The sequence below is a fragment of the Microbacterium sp. UBA7513 genome (assembly GCF_002478345.1).
Classification (GTDB): Bacteria; Actinomycetota; Actinomycetes; order Actinomycetales; family Microbacteriaceae; genus Microbacterium.
The window spans coordinates 50,116-63,679 of the sequence record NZ_DLNJ01000014.1; the positions used below are offsets into that span (position 1 = coordinate 50,116).

Sequence of the window (13,564 nt, forward strand, 5' to 3'; positions counted from 1 at the left end):
TATGCATTGGAGTTATTAGGATCGCCTAACTAGCGTCGAGAGCATGAATGCACCCGAACGACAGATCTCCACCACGGTCCTCGTGATCGGCACCGGAGGCTCCGGGCTCCGCGCCGCGATCGAGGTGGCCGAACACGGCGTCGACGTGCTCGCCGTCGGCAAACGTCCGCGGCAGGACGCCCACACGTCGCTCGCGGCGGGCGGTATCAACGCGGCGCTCGGCACGATGGACGCCGAGGACAGCTGGCAGCAGCACGCGGCGGACACGATCAAGGAGAGCTACCTCCTCGCCAACCCCCACACCGTCCAGATCGTCACCCAGGGCGCCGAACGCGGCATCCGCGACCTCGAGCGCTGGGGCATGGACTTCGCCCGCGAAGGCGACGGCCGCATCTCTCAGCGCTTCTTCGGCGCGCACACGTACCGGCGCACGGCCTTCGCCGGCGATTACACGGGCCTCGAGATCCAGCGGACGCTGGTCGCCCGTGCCGAGCAGCTCGACGTGCCCATCCTCGACAACGTCTACATCACCCGCCTCCTCGTGCGTGACAACGTCGTCTTCGGCGCCTACGGGTTCGACCAGGCGGACGGCACGCGCTACCTCATCCATGCGGACGCCGTGATCCTCGCCGCCGGTGGGCACAACCGCATCTGGCGTCGCACGTCGTCGCGGCGCGACGAGAACACCGGCGACTCCTTCCGGCTCGCGGTCGAGGCGGGGGCGCGACTCCGCGATCCGGAGCTCGTGCAGTTCCATCCGTCCGGCATCATCGAGCCCGAGAACGCCGCAGGCACCCTCATCTCGGAGGCGGCGCGCGGCGAAGGCGGCATCCTCCGCAATGCACTCGGCGAACGGTTCATGGCGAAGTACGACCCCGAGCGGATGGAGCTGTCGACGCGGGATCGGGTCGCGCTCGCCGCCTACACCGAGATCCAGGAGGGGCGCGGCACCGTGAACGGCGGCGTCTGGCTCGACGTGTCGCACCTGCCCCGCGAGACCATCATGACCCGGCTTCCGCGCGTCTATCAGACGATGATGGAGCTGCAGATGCTCGACATCACGGCGGATCCGATCGAGATCGCGCCGACCGCGCACTACTCGATGGGCGGTGTGTGGGTGCGGCCGGACGACCACCAGACCGACGTCGGGGGGCTGTACGCGATCGGGGAGGCATCGAGCGGACTCCACGGCGCGAACCGTCTCGGCGGGAACTCCCTCATCGAGCTGCTCGTCTACGGTCGGATCGTCGGTCAGGCCGCGATGGCCCACGCCGCGGGGCTCGACGCCCAGCGCCGGTCGGCTGATGCGGTCGCCGCCGCCCGCGCCGAGATCGACGACCTCCTCGCCGCGGAGGGGCGCGAGAACGTGCGGGCTCTGCAGCGCGCGATCCGCAACCTCATGACGGAGTACGCGGGCGTGGTGCGGTCGGAAGAAGGCCTGAAGGCGGGACTCGCGGACCTCGACATGATCGAGGGGCGGATGGAGGACATCGGCATCCACCCGGACATCGCCGGATTCCAGGACCTCGCCCACGCTTTCGACCTCAAGGCCTCCGCGCTCGCGGCCCGAGCCACGCTGGAGGCGGCGCGGGAGCGTCGGGAGACACGGGGATGCCACAATCGCAGCGACTTCCCGGACACCGATCCCACGTTGCAGGTGAACCTCGTGTGGTCGCCGACCGCCGGCGTGACGCGCGAGGAGATCCCCGCGATCCCCGACGAGATCGCCGAGCTCATGCGCGACGTCGACACGACCGGCAAGCTCGTCGAGTAGTCCGCCGAGACCTCGCTTTCGCGTCGAGACCCCGCCCTGCACGCATCAGCAGGGCGGGGTCTCGACGGTAGTGCGGGGTCTCGGGGAGGGATCAGTCGACGCCGAGGCCGACGGCCTCGTGGTCAGGCTCCGGGTCGTCGCGCTTCGGGGCCTTCGGCTCCTCGCCGGGGGACTTCTCGGTGCTGGGCTCCTCCAGCTCCTCGGTGCTCGGCACCTCGGCCGGGTCCGCGTCCTCGGGGGAGTCCGCCTGCTCCGGCGTCGTCGCCTCGCCCTCCGCGGTGTCGGAGGCCGGGGTCGGGGTGGGGGTCTGCGCCTCGGGCGAGAGGTCGTCGTTCGCGGTCGGTTCGGGAGTGCTGTCGGTCATGATCGTCCCTTTCTGCGATGTCGTCCCCATAGCCTGCCTCGGACTCTCCGGGAGATGAAGGGCCTTGACGCGGACCCGTCGGCCGCGCGGTTAATCGCGGTGAACCGGAATCCCGAACTCGGCGTAGCCTGGAGGGGTGACTGCGTACGTCTCGGCCTTCGACCTCTTCTCCATCGGCGTCGGCCCGTCCAGCTCGCACACCGTCGGACCCATGCGCGCGGCCCTCGACTTCGCGCGGCAGCTCACCGCCTCCGGCGAGCTCGACCGTGTCAGCCGCGTCGAGTGCACGCTGTACGGCTCGCTTGGCGCCACCGGCATCGGCCACGGCACCCCGGACGCGGTGGTCGCGGGGCTTCGTGGTCTCGCACCGGAGACGTGCGACCCGGCGGCGGTCCGCGCGGCGTGGTCGGCGTACCCGGTGGGGGAGCCGCTGCAGATCGACGGCACCCGAGCGGTGCCGTTCCGGAAGGACGACATCGTGTTCGCTCCTCGGACCCGACTCCCGGGACACCCGAACGCCATGACGCTCATCGCCCGTGATGCCGACGGGACCACCCTGTTCGAGCAGACGTACTACTCGATCGGCGGAGGTTTCATCCGGCGTGAGGGGGAGGAGGCGCACCTCGCGACCGGCGCCTTCCCCCATCCCTACGCCGATGCCGCCTCGCTCCTCGCGGTGTGCGACGACCTCGGACTGTCCATCGCCGAGGTCGCCCGCCGCAACGAGACCGCGCTGCGGAGCGAGGAGGAGGTCGCCGCCGGCCTCGATGCGATCTGGGATGCCATGGCGGGCTGCGTGGACGCCGGTCTGCACACCGACGGCATCCTTCCGGGCATGCTGCAGGTGAAGCGCCGTGCCGGCACGATCCGCGCGCAGCTCGAGGCGGTCGAAGCCGATGGGCACCGCGAGCTGCCCGGCGAGTGGCTCGGCGCGTTCGCGCTCGCCGTGAACGAGGAGAACGCGGCGGGCGGCCGCGTCGTGACGGCCCCGACCAACGGCGCGGCGGGCATCCTCCCGGCGGTGGCGATGTACTGGTGGCGCTTCCTCGCCGACTCGGGACTCGGCGCCGGGAACGCGGTGACGCCGTACGGGGAGCTCGTCGGCAGTGCGCTGCTCGGGTTCGACGGCGCCCCGCCGTCTGCTCCCGCGCTCGACGGGGCGGATGAGGAGATCGCCGAGGCGAACCGCCGCCGGGGCATCCGCAGGTTCCTGTTGACGGCCACCGCGCTCGGTTCACTGTTCAAAGCCAATGCCTCGATCTCCGGCGCCGAGGGCGGGTGTCAGGCCGAGGTCGGCTCCGCGTGCGCGATGGCCGCGGGCGGGCTCACCGCGGTGATGGGTGGCACGAACCGACAGATCGAGAACGCCGCGGAGATCGCGATGGAGCACCACCTCGGCCTCACGTGCGACCCGATCGGGGGACTCGTGCAGATCCCGTGCATCGAGCGCAACGCGATCGCCGCGTCGACCGCCGTCACCGCCGCCCGCCTGGCGCTCCGGGGCGACGGCAGCCATTACGTCTCGCTGGATGCCGTCGTCGAGACGATGCGCCAGACGGGTCTCGACATGTCGACGAAGTACAAGGAGACCAGCGAGGGTGGTCTGGCGGTGAACGTCATCGAGTGCTGACCTCGCCGACCCACCCCCTTTCGCGCGCCCCGGCCCGTTGCGTGCGCACGGAGAGGGGTGGCAGGCACGCAGAGGGGTGGCTCGACGGAGGAGGGAGAGGTGCGTTCGCGCAGGTGCTGTGCGAGGGACTGAAACGGGGACCGGGAGCGGCGACGACGCATCTGCTCGGTGAGCGAGGATCCGCGGGGCCGTAGGCTGACGGGCATGACCGAGCAGAAGGCGCCGAGACGACGCGGGCGCCCGCGCGGCGGCACCGACTCCCGCGAGCGCATCGTGTCCGCGGCCGTCGACGAGTTCGGGGCGCAGGGGTACGACGGCGCGACGGTGCGGTCGATCGCCGCCCGGGCTGGGGTCGACTCCGCGCTCGTCCACCACTACTTCGGCACCAAGGCCGACCTGTTCGCCGAGGCCGCCGGAATACCGCTGCGCCCCGACCTCGACGTCCCGGAGATCCTCGCGGGGCCGAAGGCCCAGGCGGGGGCGCGGCTCGTGCGCTATGTGCTCGACGCCTTCGAGAAGCCCGACGTGCGCCGCCGCGGGGTGCTGCTCCTGCGCACGGCGATCGGGAGCAGGCTGACGACCCCCCTGCTCGCCGGCTTCCTCTCCCGCGAACTGCTCTCCCGCGTGGCGCGCCGCCTCGATGTGCAGGACGCCGACCTCCGCGCCGCACTCGTCGCCTCGCAGATCGCCGGCATGCTCATCGGCCGCTACGTCCTGCAGCTTCCCGCGCTCGCCGGCGCCTCCGTCGACGAGCTCGTCGGCCGCGTCGGCCCCACCGTCCAGCGCTACCTCTTCGACTGACCCTCGCCGCGGCGGGCACAGCTTCGGAGATCTCGGCCGCCGCGCCGAGCCGCACGGGCCGCCGGCGGCGTGTCGATCCGGCGCTCCGAAGCCGTGCCCGCCCGAGAATCGTTGACGCCCGACGAGGGGAGGCGCATAATTCATCGCATGATGAATAATGCGGCCGTCGAGATCACGCAGCTCCGCGTGCGGCGTGGGGCCGTGTCCGTGTTCGACGGCATCGATCTCGCCGTGCCCCGCGGCCAGATCACGGGTCTCCTCGGCCCCTCCGGGTGCGGCAAGACCACGCTCCTGCGGTCGATCGTCGGTGTGCAGCGGATCGCGTCCGGTGACGTGACCGTTCTCGGCGAGCCGGGCGGGTCTCGCCGGCTCCGGCACCGTGTCGCGTACGGCACGCAGGGCGCCTCGGTCTACGGCGATCTCAGCGTGCGGCAGAATCTCGCTTACTTCGCCTCGCTCCTGAAGGCGCCGAAGGGCGACGTCGACCGGGTCATCCAGGAGGTCGGTCTCGGCGCGCAGGCGGGGCAGCTCGTCGACGCGCTGAGCGGCGGCCAGGCGACGCGGGTATCGCTCGCGGTCGCGTTGATCGGCGCCCCCGAGCTCATCGTGCTGGATGAGCCGACCGTCGGCCTTGACCCCGTGCTGCGCGCGGAGCTCTGGACCCTGTTCCGCCGGCTGGCCGACCGGGGCGTCACGCTCATCGTCTCGAGCCATGTGATGGACGAGGCGGTGCGCTGCGACCGACTGCTGCTGATGCGGGAGGGGAGGATCATCGCCGACACCACGCCGTCGTCCCTGCTCGCCGACACCGGCACGACCGACGCCGAAGCCGCGTTCCTGGCGCTGATCGAACGCGACAGAGCCGCCGACACCGCGACCACCAGGCGCGCACGCCGAGAAGCCCAGGAACGCCAGGAGGAGGACGGGACATGAACGGCCGACGGTTGTTCGCGACCGCCGGCCGAGTGCTCACGCAGCTCCGACACGACCCGCGGTCCATCGCCCTGATGCTCATCGCCCCGAGCCTGCTCGTCGGTCTCTTCGCCTGGCTGTTCAGCGAGCAGGACGGCGTGTTCGACCAATTCGGTGGTGCCATCCTGGCGTTGTTCCCGTTCATCGTGATGTTCCTCATCACGTCGATCACCACCTTGCGCGAACGCCGTTCCGGCACGCTCGAACGGCTGATGACCACGCCGCTCGAGAAGGCCGACTTCATCCTCGGGTACGCGCTCGCGTTCGGGCTGATGGCTCTGCTGCAGGCGGTGATCACGGTCTCGTTCGCAGTCGGGGTGTGCGGGCTCGACGTGGACGGGCCGCTGTGGCAGCTGGGTCTCGTCGCGGTGGTCGATGCCCTGCTCGGCACGGCGCTGGGGCTCCTGGCGAGCGCGTTCGCCCAGACCGAGTTCCAGGCGGTGCAGTTCATGCCGTTGCTGGTGTTCCCGCAGATCATCCTCGGCGGTCTGTTCATGCCGCGGGACCAGATGCCCGACGTGCTGTATGCCATCTCCGACTGGCTGCCGCTGAGCTACGCGATCGACACGATCAACGCGGTCGCGGCGGGCGACGAGGGCTGGGACGTGTTCGGCCCGCTGCTCGTCGTCGTGGCCTTCGCCGTCGGCGCCCTGGTGCTCGCCGCGCTCACGCTGCGGCGGCGCACAGGCTGAGCAGCGATCGCGCGGGTCAGCGGGCGGCGCGGTTCTTGGTGTGCTTCGTCGGCACGGCGGCCCACGGGTCTTCGGGCCAGGGGTGCCGGGGGTAGCGGCCGCGCATCTCGGCGCGTACCTGGGCATAGGGACCCGACCAGAACGAGGCGAGGTCGTCTGTGACGGCGAGCGGCCGCCCCGCCGGGGACAGCAGGTGGAAGAGAACGGGGACGCGGCCGTCCACCAACCGGGGAGTCTCCGCCCACCCGAAGCACTCCTGCAGCTTCACCGCGACGACCGGGCGTGCGGTCGGATCCCCGTCGGGTTCCGGATAGGTGATGCGTACGCGGGAGCCGCTGGGCACCTCGAGCCGCTCCGGGACGAGGGCATCGAGGTGCACGGCCTCGGGCCAGGGCAGCAGACGACGAAGGGCGGACATGAGGTCCAGCCGGCCGACGGGGGTGCCGGTCGCCAGAGCGTCGAGCTCCGGTGCCAGCCACGCGTCGAGGGATTCGAGCAGACCCGCGTCCGACACCTCGGGCCAGGGCTCGCCGAGCTCGCGTCGCAGCAGTGCGAGTCGACGCCGCAGGGCGTCCGCCCCATCGGACCACGTGAACATGCCGAGGCCGTCGCGTCGTAGTGCTCGGCCCACGGCATCCCGGCCTTCCGCGGCCGCGGCGCGCACCGGCACCGACGACCGCAGGATCGCACCGATCCGGCGTTCGCGGCGGGCCTGTACCCGACCTCCGACGAACTCGGCCTCGACACGATCGGTCATCAGAGGGCCCGATGCACGCTCCATCTGCTCCTCGGTGAGTACGGCTGCGGAGCGGATGACCGCACCGGAGCCGGCTGCCGCCCGGGACGAGGCTCGGGCGACGTCGGCCACGGCGAGCCATTCCGACGCGGCGAGGGGACCGCTCACTCCGGCCCGGGTGCCGGACGCCAGCAGGTAGGTCGCGCCCGATCCGGTGCGTTCGACACGGTGAGCGACACGCTCGGGGAAGGCCAGCGCGATGAGGAGACCGACGCCGTCGAGACCGGCGCGGGTGTCCGGCGCCGGAGCGACCAGGCGTTCCAGACGGCGCGCCTCCTCGCGCCAGCGGCGGGCTTCGGCCGTGCCCCCTCCGCGCAACGCGACGAGAGCGTGGGCGATGTCGGCATCCGGGACGCGATGGTCCCCGCCGAGAAGAGCCACGACCTCGGCCGCGAGCCGGCTCCCCGCCACGGGACGGCCGTCCCGCAGCGCTCTGGCCAGCCGCGGATCCGTGGGGATCCGTGCCAGCGCACGGCCTTCCGCCGTCGCTCGACCGTCGTCGTCGATCGCCCCGAGACCACGGAGCACGGCGACAGCCTCGGCGAGACTGTCGGGTCGCAGCGGTTCGATCATGCGCAGGCCGGCACCGCCCGGCGCGCCCCAGCACGCGAGGAGGAGGGCGGCATCGGTGAGGTCGGCCGTGGCGATCTCCGGGGAGGGACGCGCGGGAGCCGCGGCGTACGTGCGCTCGTCGACGCAGCGGACGACGGTGCCGGGGCCCTGGCGGGTCGCGCGTCCGGCACGCTGCACACAGGAGGAACGGGAGGCGGCGGTGGTGACCAGACCGGTCATCCCGCGGGACGCATCGCGCTGCGGCTGCCGTGCCAGACAGCTGTCCACGACCAGCCGCACGCCTGGCACCGTGAGAGACGACTCGGCGAGGGAGGTGGTGACGATGATGCGGGGTGGCTCTTCCGACGCCCGACCGCGGATCACGGCGTCCTGCTCCGCCGGCGGGATCTGGCCGTGCAGTTCCCGGACGTCGAAGACGCCGCTCAGCGAGCGGACGCGTCGGGCGATCTCCGACACCTCGCGGGCGCCGGGGGCGAAGACCAGCACGTCGGCTTCGGGGTCCGCATGGACCAGCTCGGTGGCTGCGGATGCGGTGACGCCGGCGACGTGGTCGAGAAATCCCCGGGTGACGCCCCGCTCGTCGAGGCGGGGCAGGGGACTCGGCGCCCAACGCTCGGTGAGCGGAAACGCCGGGACATCGTGGTCGACGATCGGCGCGGGAGTCTCCTCGGTGTCGATGACGGCGGCGATCCGCTCGGCGTCGAGGGTGGCGGACATCGCGATGACGACGAGGTCATCCCGCAGCTCGCGCACCTCCGAGAGCAGGCCGATGAGGAGATCCGTCTCGAGAGCCCGTTCGTGCACCTCGTCGATGATGACCGCAGTGACGCCATCGAGTCCCGGGTCGTCGAGCATCCGTCTCAGCAGGACTCCGGCTGTGACGAACTCGACCCTGGTGTCGGGCCCGGCGGTGCGCTCGCCGCGGACGGTGAAGCCCACCCGGGAGCCGAGCGGGGAGCCGTCGAGGTACGCCAAGCGGCGCGCGGCGGCGCGTGCGGCGACGCGGCGCGGCTGGGTGACGATCACGCGACCGGTGCTTCGTGAGGCGAGAAGCGGTGGCACGAGAGTCGTCTTGCCCGTGCCCGGCGGCGCGGTCACGACCACGGATCCGCTCGCGTCGAGGGCTGCGGAGAGCTCGTCGAGGGCGCCCGCGAAGGACAGACCGGCGCCGATGGTGGCGAGGTCGAAGGCGGCGCGCGTCATCCGTCCAGTCTGCCCGGTCGGGAGACGACGGATGCCGCGACCGTGTCGGTCGCGGCATCCGCAGTGAGGTGTCGACTACTCCGCGGCGGGAGCCGCGGGAGCGGGCGGTGGAGGGGTGGTCGGCGTCGAGACGCGGGGCGTGGGCGGGGGAGTCGAGGCGTCGGCGACGCCCGCTCCGAAACCGCGGCCGACGGCCTGCCCCTGGATGATGCCGGCGAGGTCGAGGCCGGTCGCGGAGTGCACGCTGTCGAAGACCGAGCGCATCGCCTTCGCGCTGTCGGCGCCGACGACGTTCGACGCGCCGTCCTCGGCGGACCCGCCGACGATCGAGACGCTGCCGATCGCGGCGTACCCCTTCGCGAACTCCGACATGATCGACGGCAGCACCTCCAGCACGCGCTGCGAGAGGAAGGCGTCCTGGTTGGAGGCGATGGCCTTGGCCTCAGCCTCGACCGCGGCTGCTCGGGCCTCACCCTCGGCGCGGATCGCCTCGGCCTCGGCGTTGGCGCGCAGGCGACGGGCTTCGGCTTCCGCCTCCGCCTGGGCGCGCAGCGCGTCGGCGTCACCGGTGGCCTTCGCGATCGCGGCCGCCGCCTCACCGTCGGCGCGCGCCTTGTCGGCCTGCGCCTGCTGCTCGGCGATGCGCGTGCGCGCCTCGGCCTGCTTGACCTGCTCGATCGCCGCCGCCTCGGCTGCGCGCTCGCGCGTGTAGAGCTCGGCCTGGGCGCGGGTCTCCGCCTCGTACCGCTGCGCGTCCGCGACGCGCTTGACGTCGGCGTCGAGCTGCGCCTGCTTGTTCTCGGCCTGTTGCTGGAGCACGGCCTGCTCGGCCTGGGCGCGGGCGAGCTGCTCGGCCTGCTCCGCCTCGGCGCGTGCGCGGCCGATTCCGGCGTTGGCGTTGGCCGTGTTCGTGTCGAGCGCGGTCTGCTCGACGAGGTTCGCCTCCTGGTTCGCGATGTTCTTCTGGTTGATCGCGCGGTCGGCGTTGGTCTGCGAGATCTCCGCGGCCTGGCGCTTCGCCTGGATCTCCGGGGCACCGAGGGACTGGATGTAGCCGACCTTGTCGGTGATGCCCTTGATCTGGAAGGAGTCGAGGATGAGGCCCTGCTCGGCGAGCTCCTGGGAGACGTCGGCGGCGATCTGGTCGGAGAACTTCTTGCGCTCCCGCATGAGCTCCACGACGGAGAGCGTCGCGACGATGCCGCGCAGGGCGCCCTCGAGCTGCTCGGTGGTGAACTGCTCGATGGCCTTGTCCTGGGAGGCGAAGCGCTCGGCGGCCCGACGCACCAGCAGCGGGTCGGAGCCGATCTTCACGATCGCGACGCCGTCGACGTTGAGCGTCACGTTGTCGAGCGACTGCGCTTCGGCGTTGAGCGACACCTGCCGCGACCGGAGGGAGATGATCTCGTGGCGCTGGGTGATCGGGTTGACGAGCGACTTGCCGTTCACGATGACCGTGACGGGCGATTCCGACATCTCCGAGCTGCTCGTGCCGTCGGCGCCGATGACGGCACGCTGCACCTTCTGCTTGCGTCCGGAGATGACGAGCGCTTCGTCGGCGCGAGCGACCTTGATCCAGCTGCGTGCGAACAGCAGCAGGATCAGCAGGACGACGATCACGGCGACGACCGCGACCCCGACGATGGTGAGGATGCCGATGATTCCGGCGATCTCCATGGATGACCTCCCTGGTTCCCCCCGAGGGGGCGGTCCGATATGCCCACGGTCGATGTGGGCGTGCGCAACCCACCCTGCCAGAAAAGCGACGCCCGCCACCGTCGCGGCCGTCATGATCCCGTCGTCGGTGGAGACGCCACCGACCGCGGCGACTGTGGAGGGAGGGAGCCGTCAGCGGGTGCGGAGCTTCTCCGCGAGGTCGCGCAGCAGACGCAGCTCCTCGTCGTCGAGGCGTGACATCCGGTCGGCGATCGACCGGCCGTGCACTGTGGCGAGCGCACGGAACGCCCGGGCGCCCTCGTCCGTCGCGCGGATCAGGGCGCCGCGGCCGTCGTCGGGGTCGGCGCACTTCGCGACCAGCCCTCGAGTCACCATCCGGTCGACGAGACGGGAGACGCTCGGCTGGCTGATGAGCATGTTGGCGGTGATGTCGCGCAGGCGGGCGGTCATCTCCGGCGAGCGCGTCACCGTGAGCAACACGTCGTACTCGGCCTGCGTGATGTCGCCGGTGTCGAAGTCCGCCGCCATCTCGGTGAACAGTTCGTGCTGCGCGCGGAAGAGGCTTTCCCAGGCCTCCAGCGCGAGCTTCCGATCGGTCATCCTCACAGAGTACCGGGCGCAGTAAAGAGCCGGTCGGAGAGGCTCCCGACCGGCCCTTGTCCCTTGCACCAAGAGTGTCCTGCAATCACATGCGGTGGATGCCACAGCAAACATTCACCGTGCGATCACTGTATAACGGCGAGGTAACGAATGCAACGGTTTCATCACGATGATTCGGGCGGATACTGGAGGGGACGGTTTCGAGAGCCCCCGCCTCCGCACCGCGCGGCAGACCTCTCGACGCCAGGAAGAAGATGCTCATGAAAGCTCTCCGCTACGTCGAGATCGGCAAGCCCCCCGTGGTGGTCGACATCCCGATTCCGAAGCCCGGCCCTGGACAGGTCCTGCTCAAGATCACCGCGGGTGGTGTCTGCCACTCCGACGACTACGTCATGGGGCTCCCCGAGAAGGACTACCACGAGCAGGGTTATCCACTGCCGTTGACGCTCGGGCACGAAGGTGCCGGCATCGTGCATGAGATCGGCGAGGGCGTCGACTCGACACTGAAGGTCGGGGATGCCGTGGCCGTCTACGGGCCGTGGGGCTGCGGCCGCTGCCACAACTGCTCGATGGGCAAGGAGAACTACTGCACGAACGCCGCCGCCGAGGGCATCCGTCCTCCGGGCCTGGGCAGCCAGGGGTCGATGGCGGAGTACATGATCGTCGACGACGCGCGCCACCTCGTGCCGCTCGGGGATCTCGACCCCGTGCAGAACGTCTCGCTGACCGACGCGGGCCTCACCCCGTACCACGCGATCAAGAACTCGCTTCCGAAGCTCGGCGCCGGCACGGTCGCGGTCGTGATCGGCACCGGTGGGCTCGGCCACGTCGGCATCCAGATCCTCAAGGCCATCTCGGGTGCCACGGTCATCGCGCTGGACGTGAACGACGAGAAGCTGAAGCTCGCCACCGAGGTCGGCGCGGATCACGTGCTGATCAGCGACGCGTCGGCGGCCGAGAAGATCCGCGAGCTCACCGGCGGTCTCGGCGCGAACGCCGTGTTCGACTTCGTCGGCGCGAACCCGACGATCGCACTGGCGCAGAGCGTGGCCGCGCTCGAGGCCGACATCACGATCGTGGGCATCGGCGGAGGCAGCATGACGCTCGGCTTCGGCTCGATCGCCTATGACGCAGCCGTGCGCATTCCCTACTGGGGCTCGCGCGCCGAGCTGATCGAGGTGCTGGACCTCGCCCGCGCCGGCAAGATCCACGTCCAGACCGAGAGCTACACGCTCGACGACGGCCCGAAGGCCTATGAAGACCTCGCGTCGAACAGCATCCGCGGACGCGCCGTCATCGTCCCCTGACGTCGGCCTCGAACGCCCGGGAGGATCTCCTCCCGGGCGTTCTCTGTTTTCGGGCGGCGCTCAGTCGCGGCGTCGCCGGTCGGCGAGGAGGGCGAGCGCCGCATCGATCGCGCTCGCCGCCGCGTCGGGGGCCACGCGCACGAGGGCGAAGGCGGAGACCACGAGCCCCGTACAGGCGTCCGCCAGGGTGTCGACCTCCGTTGCCGCGAGCTCGGGGAGAGCGGCTACGATGCCGCGGGCGAACGCCTCACGGAGCTCCGCGCGATAGGAAGCCACGACCCGGGCGACCGCGTCGTCGGTGCCGATGGGAGCGGCAGCGGTGTTGACCAGCAGGCAGCCGCTCGTTGCCGGAAGGCTGCCTGTCGTCAGCAGGGCCGCACGCAGTCCGCCGAGATAGGTCCTCAGGGCCTCCGGTGCCACGACCTCGCCCGTCAGCGGGGCGAGGCGCGGGCGGATGACCTCGTCCAGATAGCTCTCGACGGCGGCGTCGAAGAGTCCTCGCTTGGAACCGAAAGCGTGATAGATGCTGGAGCGGCTGAGGCCCGTCGCGCGCTCGAGCTCCGGCAAGGGCGCGCTCTCGAAGCCGCGCGCCCAGAACACGCCACGTGCCGCGCGGACCACCTCTGCGGTGTCGAAGGTCTGTGTGCGCCCCATCCGCCCTGCTCCTGCTCTTTTGTGAATCGCTTGATCCAGTATATATTGTAACGACCGATACAGAATGCGCGGCCGCGCCGCGTCGAAGGGGGACCGCCATGGTCATCGCAGGACTTGTGCTCACCGGCGTCGCGGCGCTCGTGCACGTCTACATCTTCTGGCTGGAGTCGTTCGCCTGGACCAGCGCGCGCGCTCGCCGCACGTTCGGCACCGGCACGGCGGAGGAGGCCGCACGACAGAAGGAGCTCGCCTTCAACCAGGGCTTCTACAACCTGTTCCTCGCGATCGCCGTGCTCCTCGGCATCGTCCTCTTCGCCACGGGAGCGACGGCCGTCGGCGCGACCCTCGTCTTCACCGGCGCCGGATCGATGGTCGCCGCGAGCCTCGTGCTGCTGCTGTCGAGCCCCGACAAGGCGTCCGCCGCCCTGAAGCAGGGAGTCATCCCGGCGCTCGGCGTCATCGCGCTCGCCATCGGCCTCCTCGTCTGAGTCAGGCAGCACCGTTACTTTCTTCGTGACCCG

The 13,564-nt window shown here is 70.9% G+C and carries 12 protein-coding genes; 7 read left to right on the plus strand and 5 right to left on the minus strand.

Annotated features, from left to right (window positions below):
- Nucleotides 1-43: 43 nt before the first annotated feature.
- The gene (locus B2W79_RS07245) at nucleotides 44-1,774 is read left to right on the plus strand and encodes an L-aspartate oxidase (RefSeq protein WP_292788222.1); all 1,731 of its coding nucleotides are present in this window, start codon (nucleotides 44-46) and stop codon (nucleotides 1,772-1,774) included.
- Between the two features lie 91 nt (nucleotides 1,775-1,865).
- Here B2W79_RS07245 and B2W79_RS07250 read toward each other — a convergent pair whose 3' ends face one another.
- On the minus strand, nucleotides 1,866-2,138 hold the full coding sequence (locus tag B2W79_RS07250) for a hypothetical protein (protein WP_292788224.1): 273 nt from the start codon (nucleotides 2,136-2,138) through the stop codon (nucleotides 1,866-1,868).
- A gap of 136 nt (nucleotides 2,139-2,274) precedes the next feature.
- Here B2W79_RS07250 and B2W79_RS07255 point away from each other — a divergent pair, with 136 nt between their 5' ends.
- The 4 genes from B2W79_RS07255 (at nucleotide 2,275) to B2W79_RS07270 (ending at nucleotide 6,233) form a co-directional block, all read left to right on the plus strand.
- Nucleotides 2,275-3,768 (plus strand): L-serine ammonia-lyase, iron-sulfur-dependent, subunit alpha, encoded by a 1,494-nt coding sequence (locus B2W79_RS07255; RefSeq protein WP_292788226.1) that lies wholly within the window; start codon nucleotides 2,275-2,277, stop codon nucleotides 3,766-3,768.
- Between the two features lie 204 nt (nucleotides 3,769-3,972).
- Nucleotides 3,973-4,569, plus strand: coding sequence for a TetR family transcriptional regulator (locus tag B2W79_RS07260; protein ID WP_071327631.1), 597 nt, complete (start codon nucleotides 3,973-3,975; stop codon nucleotides 4,567-4,569).
- Between the two features lie 147 nt (nucleotides 4,570-4,716).
- Nucleotides 4,717-5,502, plus strand: a complete 786-nt coding sequence (locus B2W79_RS07265; RefSeq protein ID WP_143049223.1) for an ABC transporter ATP-binding protein — start codon at nucleotides 4,717-4,719, stop codon at nucleotides 5,500-5,502.
- Entirely contained in the window at nucleotides 5,499-6,233 is a 735-nt protein-coding gene (locus B2W79_RS07270; RefSeq protein WP_292788229.1) for an ABC transporter permease, read from the plus strand. The genes B2W79_RS07265 and B2W79_RS07270 overlap by 4 nt, the downstream gene beginning before the upstream one ends.
- Nucleotides 6,234-6,249: 16 nt before the next feature.
- On the opposite strand, the gene hrpB is transcribed toward B2W79_RS07270, so the two are convergent.
- The 3 genes from hrpB to B2W79_RS07285 all read right to left on the minus strand — a co-directional run bounded on the left by hrpB (nucleotide 6,250) and on the right by B2W79_RS07285 (nucleotide 11,082).
- Nucleotides 6,250-8,805, minus strand: a complete 2,556-nt coding sequence (gene hrpB / locus B2W79_RS07275; protein ID WP_292788231.1) for an ATP-dependent helicase HrpB — start codon at nucleotides 8,803-8,805, stop codon at nucleotides 6,250-6,252.
- Nucleotides 8,806-8,880: 75 nt separating this feature from the next.
- Complete coding sequence (locus tag B2W79_RS07280) at nucleotides 8,881-10,482, minus strand: SPFH domain-containing protein (protein ID WP_292788233.1); 1,602 nt, start codon at nucleotides 10,480-10,482, stop codon at nucleotides 8,881-8,883.
- 171 nt (nucleotides 10,483-10,653) lie between these two features.
- Entirely contained in the window at nucleotides 10,654-11,082 is a 429-nt protein-coding gene (locus tag B2W79_RS07285) for a MarR family winged helix-turn-helix transcriptional regulator (RefSeq protein ID WP_025104537.1), read from the minus strand.
- 260 nt (nucleotides 11,083-11,342) lie between these two features.
- Here B2W79_RS07285 and B2W79_RS07290 point away from each other — a divergent pair, with 260 nt between their 5' ends.
- Entirely contained in the window at nucleotides 11,343-12,389 is a 1,047-nt protein-coding gene (locus tag B2W79_RS07290; protein ID WP_071328057.1) for an NAD(P)-dependent alcohol dehydrogenase, read from the plus strand.
- A 60-nt stretch (nucleotides 12,390-12,449) separates the two neighbouring features.
- Here B2W79_RS07290 and B2W79_RS07295 read toward each other — a convergent pair whose 3' ends face one another.
- Nucleotides 12,450-13,043: a TetR/AcrR family transcriptional regulator gene (locus B2W79_RS07295; RefSeq protein WP_292788236.1), complete on the minus strand. Its 594-nt coding sequence runs from the start codon at nucleotides 13,041-13,043 to the stop codon at nucleotides 12,450-12,452.
- Between the two features lie 98 nt (nucleotides 13,044-13,141).
- Between B2W79_RS07295 and B2W79_RS07300 the strand changes: the two genes are divergently transcribed.
- Nucleotides 13,142-13,531, plus strand: coding sequence for a DUF1304 domain-containing protein (locus B2W79_RS07300; protein ID WP_292788237.1), 390 nt, complete (start codon nucleotides 13,142-13,144; stop codon nucleotides 13,529-13,531).
- The last annotated feature ends 33 nt before the right edge of the window (nucleotides 13,532-13,564 follow it).